Consider the following 16,341-nt stretch of genomic DNA (forward strand, 5'->3'; position numbering starts at 1 on the left):
TTCCGATACTGGTCCCAGGCGTACCCGGTGACCATCAGCACCAGCACCGACAGCAACGCGACGACGATCCGCCCGCGCCGCAGCACGCGCCCCATCCCGGGACGGCCCCCCGCCTGCCCGGCCGTGGCTGCGGCGCTCGCCGGTGTCCCTCGCCGGATCGATCGTGTCGCCGCGTCCCCCGGCAGGCCCGGGGGCGCCGCAGGTGCACCCCGGTCGCGCCCACCCGGGCGTACCCCGGTGCGCTCGCCGGCCGGATACCGGTCCGTGGCCGCGGCCGGCGGACGGTCGGGCGCGGACGGCACCCGTCGAGGACGGCCGGGGCTCCCTGCTGAAGGCAGGCGGTTCGTCATACGGTCACTCTCCCGGGCGGCCGAAGCGGACTCGGAGGCGCCCCACCCACCCGTCAGTTATCCAACATCGGGCTCGGCGCGTGCACACGGGGGTATGCGGACTGCGCCGGGGGCGCTCACGCGGGAAGGCGTTGGGTGAAGGCCACCGCGGACCCGGCCGCGAGCAGCGCTCCGATCGTGCCCAGCGCGAACAGCGGTTTGCTGATGTCCACCGCCTGCATCTGGTAGCCGATCTGTTCACGCAGGGTGTCGTACACCTGGTGCACGTCGGCGTTGCTCTGCGCGGAGAAGAACTCGCCACCGGACAGACGCGCCACCTGCTGCAGCGAGGGGTCGTCCACCGGCACGCTGATCTGCTGGCCCTGCAGGTCGACGGACCCGTACGGGGTGCCGAAGGAGATGGTGCTGATCGGCACGTGGGCGGCGGCGGCCTGCCGGGCGACCGCGAACTCGTCACGGCCCTCGGTCTGCTTGCCGTCGCTCATCAGCACGATCCGGGCCGGCGGCGGTCCGCCGTCCCCACCGGGGATCTGCTGATTGAACGCTTCGATCGCACTCAGCGCGGCGGCCAGCGCGTCGCCGGTCGCGGTCGACTCGGCCAGCTTCAGCATGCGGATCTGGGAGATCACCGGGTCGCGCTCGATCGTCGGTGCGACCAGCACCGTCGCGGACCCGGCGAAGGACTCCAGGCCCAGGTTGATCCCCGGGGTCATGCCCTGCACGAACCGGATCGCGGCGTCCTGCGCCGCCGCCAGCCGGGTCGGGCTCACATCCGTGGCCTTCATCGACAGCGAGACGTCGACGACCAGCATCACCGTCGCCCGGTTGCGGGGCACCCGGGCCTCGGCCGTCGGGCCGGCCAACCCCACCACCAGGAAGATCAGCGCGACGGCCAGCAGTGCGGCGGGCGCATGCCGGGGCCACCCCGGCCGGCGCGGGGCGACCCGCTCCAGCATCTCGAGGTTGGTGAACCGCAGCACATGACGGCGCTTGCGGCGCTGCATCCACACGTAGCCGCACACCAGCCCCGCCACGACGGCCAGCAGCGCCAACCACCACGGCGCCGCGAAACCCTCCATGTTCACGCCACCACTGAAGCCCACCCCGCGTCCGGCCGGTGTCAAACCGCGCAGCCGAGACGGTTCGAGTCCCCGCAAGCCACCTGGACGGCCCATCCCGGCGCGGGCCGGGGGCGCGGTGGCGGTGCCGCTGTGGCGCGTGGTTCTGCTCACGCCCGCGTGGTCAGCACCGCGCTCGGCGGCCGGCGGGTCGCGGCCTGAGGAGCCCGGCCGCCGTGGTCACGTGCAGCCGGTTCCTGGCCGCTCCGGACGGATGGTGGCCAGGGGAGTCCGAGGTGGTCTCGCAGGCCGTTGCGGCCGGTGTCGGTGACGCGCAGCGCGCGCGAGTGGTCGGCGCGGCGCAGCCAGCGTGCGGTGGTGAGCGCGTCGAGCAGGGCGCGACCCAGCGGGCCGGCGACGTGGTGACGCTGCTCGGTCCAGTCCACGCAGCAGCGCACCGTGTCCGCCGCGGGCAGCACCACCCCGAGCTCGGCGAGGGCGCTGCGGCCCGCCGCGGTGAGCCGGTAGACGACGTCGTCGAGCAGGCCGCCGGCGAGCCGGTCGCCGTGCAGCCGGTCGAGGTCGACGCTGCCGTCGTGCCCGGACAGGTACTCCCGGTCGATCATCGCGTCGGTGATCGCGACGCCGAGCCGCCCGGCGATGTGGTCGTAGCAGCAGCGCGCGAGGCGGATCGCGTGCGCGCGGGTGCCCTCGCGTAGCGAGCGGATCGGCTGGCTGGGTGAGAGCCGGGCAAGGGTTTCGATCAATCGCCCGACCTCGTCGCCGGCGAGCCGGTAGTAGCGGAAGCGGCCCTTGGTGAAGACCTGGAGCAGGCCGGCGTCGCAGAGTTTGCTCAGGTGGGCGCTGGCCGTGGACGCGCTGACGCCGGCTTCGCCGGCCAGCACGCTGGCGGGCAGGGAGCGTCCGTCGGCCAGCGCGAGCAGGATCCGGCACCGGCCACGGTCCGCCAACGCAGCACCGATCACCGACAGATCCGCATCCCCGGCCGCCGGGGCGCCGGGATCGGCGTGGTCGTCGAGGGACATGCGTCGACGGTAGGCCGGGCTCGTTTCGACGAACAGCGAAGCGTCGCGGTCCTAGCGTCGCGGCCATGACGACCACCGCCATCGCACGTAGCCGGGAGGCCGCAGCGTTCCTCGACGCCCGCCGACACACCGCACCCGACGCGGTCAGTGCGTGTGTGGGCTGGACCGCGCACGAGGTCACCGCCCACCTCGCCGCGGCCGCCGCCGAGGTCACCAGGCACCTCGAGCCCTACCTCGCCGGCGAACCGGTGCCGCCGACGCGCACGTTCGAGGAACGCGAACCCCCGTATCGAGCCATGGACGACGCGACGCTGTGCCGGCGCCTGGAGATCGAGGAGGAGAGGATGCGCTCGGTCCTCGCGCAGGTCCTCGACCAGGAACCGGATGCGGTGATCCCGTGGACCGGTCGCCACATGGCGGTCGCGAAATTCCTGCCCCATCTGCGCAACGAGTTCGCCCTCCACCGATGGGACGTCGTCGGTGACGACGACGCCGGCGACGAGTTGCTGGCCCAGCCCGAGCTGACCGAACACGCCGTCGCCGTGCTGGGGGCGATCCTGGTGCGGCGCGGCCGGGAACGCGACCCCGCTCCGGATCAGGACCTCCACGTCCGCCTGCGGGCCGGGGCGGCGCCCGACGTGCGCCTGGTGGTGGAAGCCGGCCGGGCCCGCCTGGAGTTGGCCCGCGATCGGGCCGACGAGCCGTACGTCGAACTCGACCCGGCCGCTCGCACGCTGCTCATCTGGGGCCGTCGGCCGGACCGGCGGGGCCGCTTCCGCAGCCACGTCGACCAGCCCACCCTCGGCCGGCTGCTTGCTCTGCTCTCCGGCTACTGACGACGATGCGGCGCGAAGGGTGGTTCTCGCACTAGACTCCGGAAAACGTCGGACCAGCCCTTTTCCGGGAAGTTGCCCTCTCGAGTGAATAAGCAACTGATCGTCACCGCTGGGCGGGTGCTCACTGCTCCGGACGAGGAACCTCTGCAGGACGGCGCCGTGCTCGTCGCTGCGGATGGCACGATTTCCGCGGTAGGCCCTCGCGCCGACGTCATACGGCTCACCGGCCCGGCCGTGGACCGGTGGGATCTTCCGGATGACACCGTCCTGCCGGGGCTCGTGAACTGTCATGTGCACCTGGCGCTCGACGCCGGCCCCGACCCGGTGGGAGCGCTGCGTGACACCGATGACGGGGTCCTGCGCTCGGCCATGGCCGAGCGTGCCCGCAGGCTCCTGGACGCCGGGGTCACGACCGCGCGCGATCTGGGCGACCGCGGCGGGCTCGCCGCCGAGCTCCGGGACACGATCGCCGCCGGCGCCGTGACCGGGCCGCGGCTCCTCAATGCCGGGGCGCCGCTGACCGTGCCGGGCGGGCACTTCTGGTTCCTCGGCGGTGAGGTCGCCGATGACGCCTCGATCCGGGCCGCGGTCGCCGACCGTGCACGTCGCGGTGCTGACGTGATCAAGGTGATGGCCAGCGGGGGGCACATGACCCCGGGCGGGGCGGCCATGTGGGAACCGCAGTTCGACGTGCGGCAACTCGGCGTCGTGGTCGACGCGGCGCGCGAGGCCGGGTTGCCGGTGGCCGCCCACGCCCACGGCACCGGCAGCATCGCCGCGTGTGCACAGGCCGGTGTCGACACGATCGAGCACTGCACCTGGCTGGTCGGATCACCGGCCGAAGGGCGCTACGAGACGCCCGGCCACGTCGCCGAGATGATCGCGGCCGCGGGCATCTACGTCTGCCCGGCCCGCAGTTCGGGTTGGGCGCGGTTCCCGCGACTCGACTCCCTGCTCGACCGGCTGGCGTTCATGGACGGGCACGGCATCCGGATGGTCGCCGGCACCGACGCGGGAGTGACCGGCTCCCGTTTCGAGGACTTCGCCGCCGGCCTGGGCCTCTACGCCCGCGCCGGCTGGTCACCGGCGCGGATCCTGGCGATGGCCACCACCGAGGCCGCGGCCGCCGTCGGGCTCGCCGACTCGATCGGCCGGCTGGCACCAGGTTTCAGCGCCGACCTGATCGCAGTGTCCGGAGATCCGCTGACCGATCCCGCCGCGCTGGGCCGGGTCCGTTTCGTGCTCGCCCGCGGCCGCCCGCACGTGCCGGCGCAGGTGTCCGCGTAGCTCTCCGTGCCCGTGCCCCTGCCGTGGCTGCTGAGCCAGCACGAACGCGACGTCGGGGATCTCGCCGACGCGGCCGGGGCCGGCGTCAGCGCAGGTAGTCCAGCGTGAACGCGGTCTCGGAGGCCAGCAACCGGGTCACGCTCTCGGCCACCGTCGTCTCGATCTTGCCGCCGATGAGGGGCACCTTGACCGTGACATCGGCGTGCACCACGAACTCGCTGGCCCCCGCCTCGGAACCGTTGAGGTCGGCGAGCCGCATCCAGCCCGCCGCGGAGGCCGGGGTACCCGGGATCCGGACGGTCACCTGGCCGTCGTAGTGCCCCTCACCGGTGCGCGTCCAGCTCTCCGACCGTTCGATCACGAGCTCGCCGGTGAGCACCTTCTGCACAGCCGGCGGCAGGTCCTCGGGGTCGAGCCCGTGCCGCAGCCGGTAGCGGGCGCCGTGCACGTCGGCGGTGTGCTCCTCGAGCCGCGCGCCGGGCCCGCCGAGGGTCTCCAGCCGGGCTTGCAGGTAGTCGGGATCCACCATCGTCGCGTAGACCTCGTCGGCGGGGTGTTCCGACGTGGACCGGTAGTCGATCGAGCGGGCCATGGGCGGAGGCTACCGTTGCCGGTCGTGCAGACCCCTACCCCGATCGTGCAGGCCGGTGCCCGGCTCGCCCCGCACACCACGCTGCGCCTCGGTGGCCCGGCCCGGCGGCTGGTCGAGGCCGACTCGGCCGATGCGGTCATCGAGGCGGTCCGCGCCGCCGACGCGGCGGGGGAGTCCGTGCTGCTGCTGGGCGGCGGCTCGAACGTGGTGGTGGCCGACGAGGGTGTGCCCGGGACGGTCGTCCGGTTCGCCAGTTCCGGATTCCGGACGCAGCGCCGCGCGGATGGTTCGGTGCTGCTCATCGTGGAGGCCGGGGAGGACTGGGACCGGCTGGTCGCGGCCACCGTGGCCGACGGCCTCGGCGGGCTGGAGTGCCTGTCCGGCATCCCGGGCCGCACCGGCGCCACCCCGGTGCAGAACGTCGGCGCCTACGGGGTGGAGATCGCCGAACTGCTCGTCGACGTCGATCTGTACGACCGGCGCGCCGGCACCGTCCGCTGCCATGTGCCCGCCGCCGAACTGGGCCTGGGCTACCGCACCAGCACGCTCAAGGGCCGCGACGACGCGATCGTGCTCCGGGTCCGGTTCGCGTTGCCGGGAGACGGCGACAGTGCGCCGATCCGCTACCCCGAGCTGGCCCGCGCCCTCGGCGTCGACCCCGGCGCCCGGGTGCCGGCGCCCGCGGCACGGGAGGCGGTGCTCGGGTTGCGCCGCGGCAAGGGCATGGTCCTCGACGCCGCCGACCACGACACCTGGAGCGCGGGCTCGTTCTTCACCAACCCGGTGCTGCCGGAGGCCGACGTACCGACGGGCCCGGAGGCCGACGGGCTGCCGCGCTGGCCCGCCGGCCCCGGCCTGGTCAAGCTGCCTGCCGCGTGGCTCATCGAGCACGCGGGCTTCCGCCGCGGTCACCCCGGCCCCGGCGGCCGGGTCGCGCTGTCGACCAAGCACGTCCTCGCGCTCACCAACCGCGGCGCAGGTGCCACCTCCGACCTGTTGGAACTCGCCCGCGAGGTGCGGGCGGGAGTGCAGGAGCGGTTCGGTGTGACGCTGCGCCCCGAGCCGGTGCTGGTCGGCTGCCGGCTCTGAGCCCGGTCCCGCCCGGGGCAACGGGGACGGAAGAGACGGGCACGGCCACCGGCGCCGACGGTCGGCCGGTCCCGCTCGCCGGCGAGTTCACCACCCTCGGTCCGCACGAACAGGTTCGCGGTGTGCTCAACATCGGCCCCGGCCGCACGGTGGGCATCGCGGCGCCGATCGAGATCCAGTTCAGCGGTCCGGTACCCGACCGCGCGGCCGTCGAGCGGAAGCTCAGTGTCACCACTTCGGTTCCGGTGGAGGGCGCGTGGGGCTGGCTGCCCGACGAGAACGGCGGCTCCCGGGTGCACTGGCGCCCGCGCGAGTACTGGCCGTCCGGGACGGCCGTCACGGTGCGGGCGGACCTCTACGGCCACCTCTACGGCCACCACTACGGCGACGGCCGGTACGGCACGACCGACCTCGACAGCACCTTCACCATCGGTCGCGCCCAGGTCGTCAAGGCCGACGTCACCTCGCACCGGATGCCCGTGCTCGTCGACGGCGAACAGGTCGCCGACTACCCCGCCGGCTACGGCCTCGCCGACGACCCGCACCGGGTCACCCGCTCGGGCACCCATGTCGTCAGCGAGAAGTTCACCGAGAAGCGGATGGTCAAGGCCCAGGGCGAGGCCAACGTCACGCACGGCTGCATCAACCTCGCACCTGCCGACGCCGGGGCCTACTTCCACTCCGCGCTCTACGGCGACCCGGTCGAGGTCACCGGCTCGTCGATCCGGCTCGCCGAGCGCGACGGCGACATCTGGGACTGGACCCTGTCCTGGGAACAGTGGCGGCAGTTGTCGGCGCTCTGACGAGAATCCGGCGCCGGCGCCACCTGCGGCCCGATGGAGCCGTGAGGCGCCGTCTGTTCCGTATGACCGGTTGAGCCCGGCGAGTCACCCGAGGGCGGGTCCTGCCACGCTGCCGAACGTTTGCGCCGCGTAGCCTTTACGGCGCCACCGAAACACACTTACCGAGGCAACCGCGACCGCGGTCAAGCGTCTGTCGGGGTGAGTTCGCGGTTCGCTGGGGGGATGTCGAGTGCGACGAATTCTGCTGATCCTGGCCGTGGTGCTGGTCGGATCGCTCGGTGTGGTGACGGCGGCCATGGCCGCTTCCCGGGGCGGGGGGACGACGCCGGCCACGCTGCTCGGGCCCGCGGCCGTGGTCGGCTACCAGCCGACGAGCGGTGCCGCGGACGTCAACCCGACCGCGCCGGTCTCGGTGTCGGTCACCGACGGCACTCTCGACGAGGTCTCGCTGGTCAACGCCGCGGGCGCACCGGTCACCGGCTCGCTCAACGCCGACAAGACGAAGTGGACCGCAGGCGAGCCGCTCGGCTACGGCAAGACCTACACCTGGAAGGGCGCGGCCACCGGCTCGGACGGCCGGCAGGTTCCGGTCGAGGGATCGTTCAGCACGGTGAACCCGGCCAAGCAGGTCCGCGGCGTGCTCAACATCGGCGACGGCAAGGTCGTCGGCATCGCGGCCCCGATCGAGATCCAGTTCGACAGCCACGTCGCCGATCGCAAAGCCGTGGAACGGGCCCTGTCGGTGACCACGTCGGTGCCGGTCGAGGGCGCGTGGGGCTGGCTGCCCGACGAGAACGGCGGTTCCCGGGTGCACTGGCGGCCCGAGGAGTACTGGCCCGCGAACACGAAGGTCACCGTCGCCGCCAAGCTCTACGGCGTGGCCTATGGCGACGGGCAGTACGGGGCCGCCGACGTGACCAGCACGTTCACCATCGGCCGTGCCCAGATCGTGAAGGCCGACGTGAAGTCGTTCCAGATGGTCGTGATCCGCGACGGCAAGCAGGTGGCCAGCTACCCGGCCAGCTACGGGCTCGCCTCCGACCCCAACCGGAACACCCGCTCGGGCATCCACGTGGTGAGCGAGAAGTTCACCGACAAGCGGATGGTCAGCCAGCAGTACGGCTACGACTCGGTCGAGAAGTGGGCCGTCCGGATCAGCAACAACGGCGAGTTCATCCACGCCAACCCGGTCACCGACGCCGAGCAGGGCTCGGCGAACGTCACCCACGGCTGCGTCAACCTGTCGATCGACAACGCCAAGGCCTACTACGACACCGCGCTCTACGGCGACCCGGTGGAGGTCACGGGGACGCCGATCCGGCTGTCGGCCAGGGACGGCGACATCTGGGACTGGACGCTGTCCTGGCAGCAGTGGAAGGGCCTGTCGGCGCTGTAGCTCGGCGCCGCGGCCCTACCCCCGGCGCGGCCGGGGTTCCCGGCTGCGCGGTTCGGGTAGGGCTGTCCCATGAACGACCGCACCGGCCCCGCCGTGACCGACGTCGACGATCTGGCCGCGACCCGCGCCGAGCCGCTGCCCGAGGAGCGCGCCGCGCAGACCCCGGACGAGGACCGCCGGGCGGAGGCCGAGGCGATCCTGCGCGAGTCCGAGGAGCGGGTGGCCGGGGCCGCGGGGGGCGCCACCCCTGCCGACGCCGCCGACGAGCACCGCCGGTCGGAGGAGACGACCTGACGCCGGTGCGCTCAGGCCTCGCGGTACGCGCGCATCGCGGAGGCCTGTGCGCGCGGCTTCATCACGATCTGGTCGATGTTGACGTGTGAGGGCCGGGTGGCCGCGAATGCGATCACGTCGGCCACGTCGTCGCCGGTCAGCGGGGTGATCCCGCGGTAGACGTCGTCGGCCTTCGCGGCGTCGCCGCTGAAGCGGACCAGGGAGAACTCGGTCTCGACCATGCCCGGCAGCACCTCGGTGAGCCGGATCGGCTGGCCGAGCAGCTCGCCGCGCAGGGTCCGGTGCAGCATCGCCTGGGCGGCCTTGGCGCCGGTGTAGCCGGCCCCGTTGTCGTAGGGCTCCAGGGCTGCGATCGACGTGACGGTGATGATGTGCCCGTCGCCGGAGGCGAGCAGGGCCGGCAGCAGCGCCTGCGTCACCCGCAGCGTGCCCAGGACGTTGACCTCGTACATCCAGCGCCAGTCGTCCTCGTTCGCCTCGGCGACCGGCTCCAGGCCCTTGGCGCCGCCGGCGTTGTTCACCAGCAGCTTGCATTCGGGGACGGCGGCGGCGAAGGCGGCGACGGACTCCGGGTCGGTGACATCCAGCCGGATCGCGGTGCCGCCGATGGCGGCGGCGAGCTCGGTGATGCGCTGCAGCCGGCGGGCGCCCAGGACGACCGCGAAGCCTTCGGTGGCGAGCCGGCGGGCCGTGGCGGCCCCGATGCCGGAGCTGGCTCCGGTGACGACGGCGACGGGACGATCGGTGGGTGGCATGGTCACAGCGGCCACCCTAGGGTGCCCGCCGTACCCCGGCCGGATGTCGTTTAGAGCGCGGGAGAACGGCAACACGCCCCGGTATCGCCGTCCCGAACGGCCGGAGGAAGACGAGGAGGCGGCGCGATGCCGTCAGTCGAGGCCCTGCTGCGCACCTCGCGCACCGCGCCGCGCCGCCGCGCGCTGCCAGCGGAAGATGCCGTAACCGATCCCGCCGAGGACGGCACCGGCCACGCAGGTCGTGAACCAGATGTCCAGCGGCCGCCCGGTGGCGAGGCTGGCGGCCAGCAGGGCCAGCGCCCCGGCCAGCCAGGCCAGGGAGCCCACCGCGACGACCACGTTCATGTCGTCCAGCCGACGGGGCAGTGGTGGCGGTTCGATCACGGTCTCAGCCTACGGCGCGGACGGGCCTTACGGTGATCACGTGAAGCGAACGGCACCGGTCACGGAGACGACGACTGCCTCGACCTCGCCTCTCGAGCGGCTGTTCAAGATCTCCGAACGTGGGTCCACAGTAGGCCGCGAACTGCGCGGAGGCCTCGTCACGTTCGTGACGATGTCCTACATCATCGTGCTCAACCCGCTCATCCTCGGCAGTTTCGCGGCGGACAGCCCGAGCGCCAAGGTCGACGTGCTGGGCAACATCCTGCCCGTCGCGCAGGTCGCCGCGGCGACGGCACTAGTCGCCGGCGTGATGACGCTGCTGATGGGGCTCGTCGCGAACTATCCCTTCGCGCTCGCGACCGGGCTGGGCATCAACGTGCTGGTCGCGGTGACGATCGCACCGCTGATGACCTGGCCGGAGGCGATGGGCCTGGTGGTCGTCGACGGCATCATCATCGTGATCCTCGTGGCCACCGGGTTCCGCACCGCGGTGTTCAACGCGGTCCCGCCGGAGCTCAAGACCGCGATCGCGGTCGGCATCGGACTGTTCATCTGTTTCATCGGCTTCGTCGACTCCGGGTTCGTGCGCCGGCTCCCCGACGCCGCCCACACCACGGTGCCGGTCGGCCTCGGCATCGGCGGCTCGATCGCGTCGTGGCCCACGTTCGTGTTCGTGATCGGTCTGCTCGTCACCGCCGTCCTGGTGGCCCGCCGGGTCCGCGCCGGGATCCTGATCGGCGTGGTCTTCAGCACCGTGCTGGCCATCGTCATCGAGGCCGTCGCGAAGGTCGGCCCGTCGCAGGGCACCAACCCCAAGGGCTGGAGCCTGGGCTACCCGGCGCTGCCGAAGTCGGTCGTCGGCCTGCCGGACCTGTCGCTGGTCGGCGACATCTCCTTCGGCGCCTGGACCCGGCTGCCCGCGCTGACCGTGTCGCTGCTGGTCTTCACCCTCGTGCTGGCCAACTTCTTCGACGCCATGGGCACGATGACCGGGCTCGGCAAGCAGGCCGGCCTGCTCAAGCCGAACGGGCAGTTGCCCAACGTCGGCCGGGCCCTGTTCATCGAGGGCACCGGGGCGATCGCGGGCGGAGCGGCGTCGGTGTCGTCGAACACGGTGTTCGTCGAGTCGGCGTCCGGGATCGCCGAGGGCGCCCGGACCGGCCTGGCCAACGTCGTGACCGGGCTGCTGTTCCTGGCCGCGATGTTCTTCACCCCGCTGTACGCGGTGGTGCCGATCGAAGCGGCCGCCCCGGCCCTGGTGATCGTGGGCGCGCTGATGTTCCGGCAGGTGACCGAGATCGACTTCACCGATTTCCGGGTCGCGCTGCCGGCGTTCCTGACGATCGTGGTCATGCCGTTCACCTACTCGATCGCGAACGGGATCGGCGCCGGGTTCATCAGTTACGTGCTGCTGGCCGCGGCCACCGGGAAGGCCCGGACCGTGCACCCGCTGATGTGGGTGGTCGCGGTGGCGTTCGTCGGTTACTTCGCCGTCGGCCCCATCGAGGCGGCTCTGCACGCCTGAGCAGGCCGGGGCGCGTGTAGTTGCAGTAAGCTAATTACATTGTGAGCGCCGTTCTCGACACCTCCACGGGTTCAGCGGAGAACGGCACCCGGTCGGGAGTGTTCGCGTCGCTGCGCGTGCCGAACTACCGGCTCTACGCCGGCGGCCAGGTGGTGTCACTGGCCGGCACGTGGATGCAGCGGGTCGCCCAGGACTGGCTGGTGCTCGACCTGTCCCACGGCAGCGCGACCGCGCTCGGCATCGCCGCCGCACTGCAGTTCACGCCCACCCTGCTGCTCTCGCTGTGGGGCGGCGTACTCGCCGACCGGGTGGACAAGCGGCGGATGCTCATCGCCGTCCAGGTCGCGATGGGGCTGTGTGCCCTGGCGCTGGGCCTCCTCGACGTCACGGGCGTGGTGACGCTCGGGCAGGTCTATCTGCTCTGTGCGCTGCTGGGCTGCTTCTCCGCGCTCGACGTCCCGGTGCGCCAGTCGTTCGTCTCCGAGCTGGTCGGCCCCGCTCAGGTCGGCAACGCCGTCGCGCTGAACTCGTTGACGTTCAACCTCGCCCGGATCGTCGGTCCGTCCGTGGCCGGGGTGATGATCGTGGCGATCGGCACCGGCTGGGTCTTCCTGGCCAACGCGGTGAGCTTCGTCGGGGTGGTCACCGGGCTGCTGCTGATGAACGAGGCGGGACTGTTCCGCGCCGAGCCGGTGCCGCGGGCGCCCGGGCAGCTCCGCGAGGGCCTGCGCTACGTGCGTGGGCGTCCGGAGCTCATCGCGGTGCTCGTGCTGGTCTTCTTGGTCTCCACGTTCGGCATCAACTTCTACATGACGCTGGCCCTGGTGGCCCGCAACGTCTTCGGTCGCGGGGCGGAGGCCTACGGGCTGCTCACCACGCTGCTCGCGGTCGGCTCGGTGATCGGTGCGACGCTCGCGGCGCGGCGTAGTGGGCGGCCCCGGCTGAGGCTGGTCGCGGGCTCCGGGCTGATCTTCGGTGTGCTGCTCATCGGTGCCGGCCTGATGCCGACGTATCTGGCCACCGGCATCGCGCTGGTCCCGGTGGGGGTCGCGGTGCTGACCTTCACCACCGCGGCCAACTCGACCGTGCAGCTGTCGGTCGACCCGACGATGCGCGGGCGCGTGATGGGCCTGTACATGCTGCTGTTCCTGGGCGGCACCCCGCTCGGCGGGCCGCTGCTGGGGGTGCTGGCCGAACACTTCGGTGGCCGGGCGCCGCTGGTGCTGGGCGGCCTGGTGACCGTGGCGTCGGTGCTCGTCGTCGGGGCGGTCCTGCTGCGCCGGCACGCCGGCGCTCGGCTCTCGGCCGTGGGGTGGAGGCATTGCGGCGGGAGGAAGGATAGGCTAACTTAAGCAGCGTCGCTTCGTGGTGGGAGCGGCGCGTCAGTTCGGGAAGGTGTCAGGGTCCTGGCCGCGAGGCCGGGGCCCTGACACCTTCAGGGGCCGGTCAGCGGCTGCGCCGCCGGGTGAGCGCGACGCCGGCCAGGCAGACCGCCCCGCCGGCCATCGCCGGCGCCGGCGGCACCTCGCCGAGCAGCAGTGCGCCCATCACGATGGTCAGCGGCGGGACCAGGTACGTCGTGACGCCGAGCCGTCCGGCGTCCATCCGGGCGAGCGCATAGGCCCAGGTGCTGAACGCCAGTGCCGTGGGGACCAGGCCGAGGTAGCCGAGCCCGCCGATCGCCCCGGGCGGGGCGCTGTGCAGGTCGTCGACCAGGCCGGGGGCGTAGGGCAGGCAGGCGGCGACGCCGATCGCGCAGGCCAGGAAGGTCACCTGTAGTGCCGGCAGCCGGCGCAGCACCGGTTTCTGGGCGAGCACCCCGATCGCGTAGGTCACTGCGGCGATGACGCACAGCAGCACGCCCAGGACGTCCGCGGCCTCGGCGCGGGCGGTCGCGGCCCCGATCAACATCGCCCCGGAGAACGCGACTCCCGCGCCGATCAGCAGCCAGCGCGGAAAGCCCTCGCCCAGCAGCAGGCCGGCGAACAGTGCGATCAGCACCGGGCCGATGTTCACCAGCATCGCCGTCGTGCCGGCGTCCACGCGCTGCTCGGCGGCGTTGAGCGCGACGTTGTAGACGGCGAACCAGGCCAGCCCACAGACCCCGAGCAGCACCCACTCACGCCGGGTCGGCGCCACCCAGCGGCGCTGCACGGCGAGCAGCGTGCCGAGCGCGACGGCGCCGACCGTCAGCCGCCCCAGCGCCAGTGGCCCGGGGTCGAAGGCCTGCCCGACGTAGCGGATGGCGACGAACGCCGACGCCCAGGCCAGCACCGTCACCGCGACCGCTGCGAGGGCGCTCGACGGATGGCGGGAGGTGGGGATGGTGGAGGACTGCTGGGCCACGGCGTGGACGCTATGCCTCGCTCGTTCGGGGCGCCCCGTGATTTCTCTCTGGCGCGCTCGTAGAAGTTAGGCTAGCCTCAGCAACGTCGCTTCGTGGTGGGAGTGGCGCGTCAGTTCGGGAAACGCATCGAGGCCTCGACCTCCGGGTCGGGGCCTCGATGCGTCTACAGCGAGTAGATGCGCACCCAGTCGACCTGCAGCCGGACCTGGGCGGGCGAGGTGTCGTCGAGCGGCGGGATCCAGTCCTTGCCGTACGGTCCGATGTCCTGCTGGATCGCCAGGTGCATCGGGCGCGGCGGGATCCGCGCGCGGTCGGTGGTCCGGAAGATCTCCTGACCGTCGATGAAGCCGGCCACATGATCGGGAGTCCATTCCACGGCGTAGTTGTGCCACTGGGTGAAGTCGCCCGGCACCGTCGTGCCGACCTGGCTGTTGTCCCGCCCGTAGTGCAGGACGAAGTGGGACTCCCTGCGGTCGCCCTTCGGGATCTCCATGAAATCGATCTCCCCGCCGGTGGGGAAGTCCTCGGCGTCCGGCCACAGCAGGATCACCGGGCCGTACCCGGTGCCCCGCTGGGTCTTCGCGCGCACCTCCCAGCGGCCGTAGCGCTGACCCGGCGACCACGCCATGCCTGCGGACTCGTAGCCGCGGCTGGTCAGCGACAGCACGCCGCCGGAGACCGCCAGGTTCGACGGCCGGTGCCTGCCGATGCCCCCGGTGGTCTCCCCGGAGTAGGGCCGCCAGAAGGCCGGATCGAGGGCGGTGCCGTCGAACTCGTCGTGGTGGCGCAGCGGCCAGCCGTGCACCACGGCGGCCTCGGTGTCCGATCGGGTGGCCGGGTCGAGCGCCGTCTCGCCACCGGGGCGCACCGGGTCGTTCGTGTCGCGGGCGGCCGCGGGGGACGGAGTGACCGAGGCCGACGGCCCGGCGCCGACGGGCGGCCTGGGCGGCTGCAGCACGGCGTTGCGGACGAGGACGATGGGCACGGTCAGCAGGGCCAGGGCCACGACGGCGGTCACCACCAGCAGCACCACGTGCCACCGGGACCGGGGTGGCCCCGCTGGTGGGGTGTCGGTGGCCGGTCGCCCGAGGCCTGACACGTCATCTCCTGATGGTGCGGATCGAACCCGGCAGGCGCACGTCACGGCCGCCGCGCACACCGTAGGAGCCGGCCACTGTGCGGACGCTGAGAACGGGTGCTCACCCCGTGCCGGTCACCTCCCCGGGTGGCCCCCGGAGGTCGCCGCCGCCCCCGTGCTCCCGTCCGGCGAGTACTGACGCACCCAGTCGACCTCCATCCGGGACTCCTCGGGGGTGCCACCCTCGGGGAACCAGTCCAACTGGATGCACAGGTGCATCGGCCCGGGCGGGAAGATGCTCGCATCGGTGGTGCGGTACCACTCCTCGCCGTCGACGTAGGCGGTGATCGCCTCCGGGGTCCACTCGACAGCCCAGTTGTGCCACTGCGTGGCGTCGATCTCGACCTGGCCGTTGACCTGCGAGTTGTCGGCGCCGTAATGGATGAAGATGTCGGTCTTCTGCCGGGTGTGGTCCATCATCTCCATGAAGTCGATCTCCCCGCCGACCGGGAAGTCCTCCGCGTCCGGCCACAGCAGCAGCAGCGCGTTGTACGACGGGTCGCCGGCCGGGGCCCGGACCCGGCCCTCCCAGCGGCCGTACTTCTGTCCGGGGTTCCAGGCCATCCCGGCGGTGTTCCCGGCGGAGTCGCCGGTGATCGTCAGGACGCCGTCGGTGACCGAGACCGCGCTCGGCGTGCGGCGGCCGTTGCCGGCGTGGCCCGGGCCGTCGTAGATGCTCCACTGCTCGGTGCCGCCGTCGAAGTCGTCGACGCGGTTCGGGGTGCCCCAGCCGAGCCGCTCCGCGGCGGTGGTGCCCTCGCCGGTTCCGCTCGCGTTCACCCCGGCCCCGGGGTCGTGGCCGGGACCGGCGGAACGGTCGCCGGCGCGCGGGCCGGTGGCCGGGTCGTCGAGGTCGCGGCCCGCGGCGCCCGTGCCGGAGCCGGCGGAATCGGTGCCCGAGGAGCCGCTGCCGGTGAACGGCGTGCTGCCGGAGGCGCTGTCGCCGCTGCGGTCCACATTCCCGGGCTCGGTCTCCATGGCGGACGCATCGTCGCCGCCCCGGGGGCCGCTGCTCGCGCCGGGGCCGATCGTCGTGGCCGCGGAGCCGCCGGCCCGGCCGTCGCGGCCGGCCGGCGTCGGCTCCACCGTCACCACGGCCGGGTTCCCGGGGAGCCCGCTGAGGTCGGGAGCCCCGGTGCCGGCGCCGACGGCGATGATCACGACCGCGACGCCGGTCGACAGGTAACGCCGGATCAGCTGCTCGATCTCGTCGATGTTCATGCCGGGCCTCCCGGGTACTCAGCCATGGCGTGCTCCTTGTCGATCGGTCCGTCGGTCAGTCCCCGGCGGGGAGGCCGGGGGTCATGGGGCCCTCCGCGCGGACCCCGATCGGCTGCGTGTCGCGCACCGCGCCGTAGAGGACGGCGTGCACCGTGCCCCGCACGACCACCGGCACGGCGAAGATCGAGGTCAGTTTCTCGCGCCCGACCACGATGCGGTC

At 72.6% G+C, this 16,341-nt stretch carries 16 protein-coding genes; 8 read left to right on the plus strand and 8 right to left on the minus strand.

Annotated features, from left to right (window positions below; all coding sequences use genetic code 11):
- Positions 1 to 466: 466 nt before the first annotated feature.
- The gene (locus HF526_RS32165; RefSeq protein ID WP_169385428.1) at positions 467 to 1,435 is read right to left on the minus strand and encodes a VWA domain-containing protein; all 969 of its coding nucleotides are present in this window, start codon (positions 1,433 to 1,435) and stop codon (positions 467 to 469) included.
- Positions 1,436 to 1,578: 143 nt separating this feature from the next.
- A complete protein-coding gene (locus HF526_RS32170) occupies positions 1,579 to 2,454 on the minus strand; it encodes an ArsR/SmtB family transcription factor (RefSeq protein WP_169385429.1) in 876 nt (291 codons plus the stop codon).
- A 65-nt stretch (positions 2,455 to 2,519) separates the two neighbouring features.
- On the opposite strand from HF526_RS32170, the gene HF526_RS32175 reads away from it, so the two are divergent.
- Together HF526_RS32175 and HF526_RS32180 are read left to right on the plus strand one after the other, a co-directional pair.
- Positions 2,520 to 3,290 carry a maleylpyruvate isomerase N-terminal domain-containing protein gene (locus HF526_RS32175; RefSeq protein ID WP_169385430.1) on the plus strand — a complete coding sequence of 257 codons (771 nt, stop codon included), beginning with the start codon at positions 2,520 to 2,522 and terminating at the stop codon, positions 3,288 to 3,290.
- An 84-nt stretch (positions 3,291 to 3,374) separates the two neighbouring features.
- Positions 3,375 to 4,577, plus strand: a complete 1,203-nt coding sequence (locus HF526_RS32180) for an amidohydrolase family protein (RefSeq protein WP_338051901.1) — start codon at positions 3,375 to 3,377, stop codon at positions 4,575 to 4,577.
- Positions 4,578 to 4,662: 85 nt separating this feature from the next.
- On the opposite strand, the gene HF526_RS32185 is transcribed toward HF526_RS32180, so the two are convergent.
- Positions 4,663 to 5,169, minus strand: coding sequence for a DUF2505 domain-containing protein (locus tag HF526_RS32185; protein WP_169385431.1), 507 nt, complete (start codon positions 5,167 to 5,169; stop codon positions 4,663 to 4,665).
- Positions 5,170 to 5,193: 24 nt separating this feature from the next.
- Between HF526_RS32185 and HF526_RS32190 the strand changes: the two genes are divergently transcribed.
- From HF526_RS32190 to HF526_RS32205, 4 genes are all read left to right on the plus strand, one after another.
- Positions 5,194 to 6,258, plus strand: coding sequence for a UDP-N-acetylmuramate dehydrogenase (locus tag HF526_RS32190; protein WP_338051902.1), 1,065 nt, complete (start codon positions 5,194 to 5,196; stop codon positions 6,256 to 6,258).
- Positions 6,255 to 7,061: a L,D-transpeptidase gene (locus tag HF526_RS32195; protein WP_239029419.1), complete on the plus strand. Its 807-nt coding sequence runs from the start codon at positions 6,255 to 6,257 to the stop codon at positions 7,059 to 7,061. The genes HF526_RS32190 and HF526_RS32195 overlap by 4 nt, the downstream gene beginning before the upstream one ends.
- A gap of 229 nt (positions 7,062 to 7,290) precedes the next feature.
- The gene (locus HF526_RS32200; RefSeq protein WP_338051903.1) at positions 7,291 to 8,457 is read left to right on the plus strand and encodes a L,D-transpeptidase; all 1,167 of its coding nucleotides are present in this window, start codon (positions 7,291 to 7,293) and stop codon (positions 8,455 to 8,457) included.
- A 69-nt stretch (positions 8,458 to 8,526) separates the two neighbouring features.
- A complete protein-coding gene (locus HF526_RS32205; protein ID WP_169385432.1) occupies positions 8,527 to 8,751 on the plus strand; it encodes a hypothetical protein in 225 nt (74 codons plus the stop codon).
- An 11-nt stretch (positions 8,752 to 8,762) separates the two neighbouring features.
- Here the strand turns inward: HF526_RS32205 and HF526_RS32210 are convergent, their stop codons facing one another.
- Complete coding sequence (locus HF526_RS32210; protein ID WP_169385439.1) at positions 8,763 to 9,506, minus strand: SDR family NAD(P)-dependent oxidoreductase; 744 nt, start codon at positions 9,504 to 9,506, stop codon at positions 8,763 to 8,765.
- Positions 9,507 to 9,638: 132 nt separating this feature from the next.
- Positions 9,639 to 9,890, minus strand: a complete 252-nt coding sequence (locus HF526_RS32215; protein ID WP_338051904.1) for a DUF2530 domain-containing protein — start codon at positions 9,888 to 9,890, stop codon at positions 9,639 to 9,641.
- 40 nt (positions 9,891 to 9,930) lie between these two features.
- Here HF526_RS32215 and HF526_RS32220 point away from each other — a divergent pair, with 40 nt between their 5' ends.
- Both HF526_RS32220 and HF526_RS32225 read left to right on the plus strand, forming a co-directional pair.
- Positions 9,931 to 11,415 carry an NCS2 family permease gene (locus tag HF526_RS32220; protein WP_338051905.1) on the plus strand — a complete coding sequence of 495 codons (1,485 nt, stop codon included), beginning with the start codon at positions 9,931 to 9,933 and terminating at the stop codon, positions 11,413 to 11,415.
- Between the two features lie 41 nt (positions 11,416 to 11,456).
- Positions 11,457 to 12,767 (plus strand): MFS transporter, encoded by a 1,311-nt coding sequence (locus HF526_RS32225; protein WP_338051906.1) that lies wholly within the window; start codon positions 11,457 to 11,459, stop codon positions 12,765 to 12,767.
- A 94-nt stretch (positions 12,768 to 12,861) separates the two neighbouring features.
- Here HF526_RS32225 and HF526_RS32230 read toward each other — a convergent pair whose 3' ends face one another.
- The 3 genes from HF526_RS32230 to HF526_RS34865 all read right to left on the minus strand — a co-directional run bounded on the left by HF526_RS32230 (position 12,862) and on the right by HF526_RS34865 (position 16,121).
- Positions 12,862 to 13,761 (minus strand): DMT family transporter, encoded by a 900-nt coding sequence (locus HF526_RS32230; protein WP_338051907.1) that lies wholly within the window; start codon positions 13,759 to 13,761, stop codon positions 12,862 to 12,864.
- 164 nt (positions 13,762 to 13,925) lie between these two features.
- Positions 13,926 to 14,861 carry a family 16 glycosylhydrolase gene (locus HF526_RS37205; protein ID WP_169385434.1) on the minus strand — a complete coding sequence of 312 codons (936 nt, stop codon included), beginning with the start codon at positions 14,859 to 14,861 and terminating at the stop codon, positions 13,926 to 13,928.
- A gap of 114 nt (positions 14,862 to 14,975) precedes the next feature.
- Positions 14,976 to 16,121, minus strand: coding sequence for a family 16 glycosylhydrolase (locus HF526_RS34865; protein WP_211178122.1), 1,146 nt, complete (start codon positions 16,119 to 16,121; stop codon positions 14,976 to 14,978).
- Positions 16,122 to 16,341 lie beyond the last annotated feature (220 nt).

It is taken from the genome of Pseudonocardia acidicola, assembly GCF_012911935.1.
GTDB lineage: Bacteria > Actinomycetota > Actinomycetes > Mycobacteriales > Pseudonocardiaceae > Pseudonocardia > Pseudonocardia acidicola.

Bases quoted from the DNA above. Each gene is read 5' to 3' on its own strand.
- HF526_RS32170 (WP_169385429.1), bottom strand. From the start codon at position 2,454: ATGTCCCTCGACGACCACGCCGATCCCGGCGCCCCGGCGGCCGGGGAT.
- HF526_RS32175 (WP_169385430.1), top strand. From the start codon at position 2,520: ATGACGACCACCGCCATCGCACGTAGCCGGGAGGCCGCAGCGTTCCTC.
- HF526_RS32185 (WP_169385431.1), bottom strand. From the start codon at position 5,169: ATGGCCCGCTCGATCGACTACCGGTCCACGTCGGAACACCCCGCCGAC.
- HF526_RS32205 (WP_169385432.1), top strand. From the start codon at position 8,527: ATGAACGACCGCACCGGCCCCGCCGTGACCGACGTCGACGATCTGGCC.
- HF526_RS32210 (WP_169385439.1), bottom strand. From the start codon at position 9,506: ATGCCACCCACCGATCGTCCCGTCGCCGTCGTCACCGGAGCCAGCTCC.
- HF526_RS34865 (WP_211178122.1), bottom strand. From the start codon at position 16,121: ATGAACATCGACGAGATCGAGCAGCTGATCCGGCGTTACCTGTCGACC.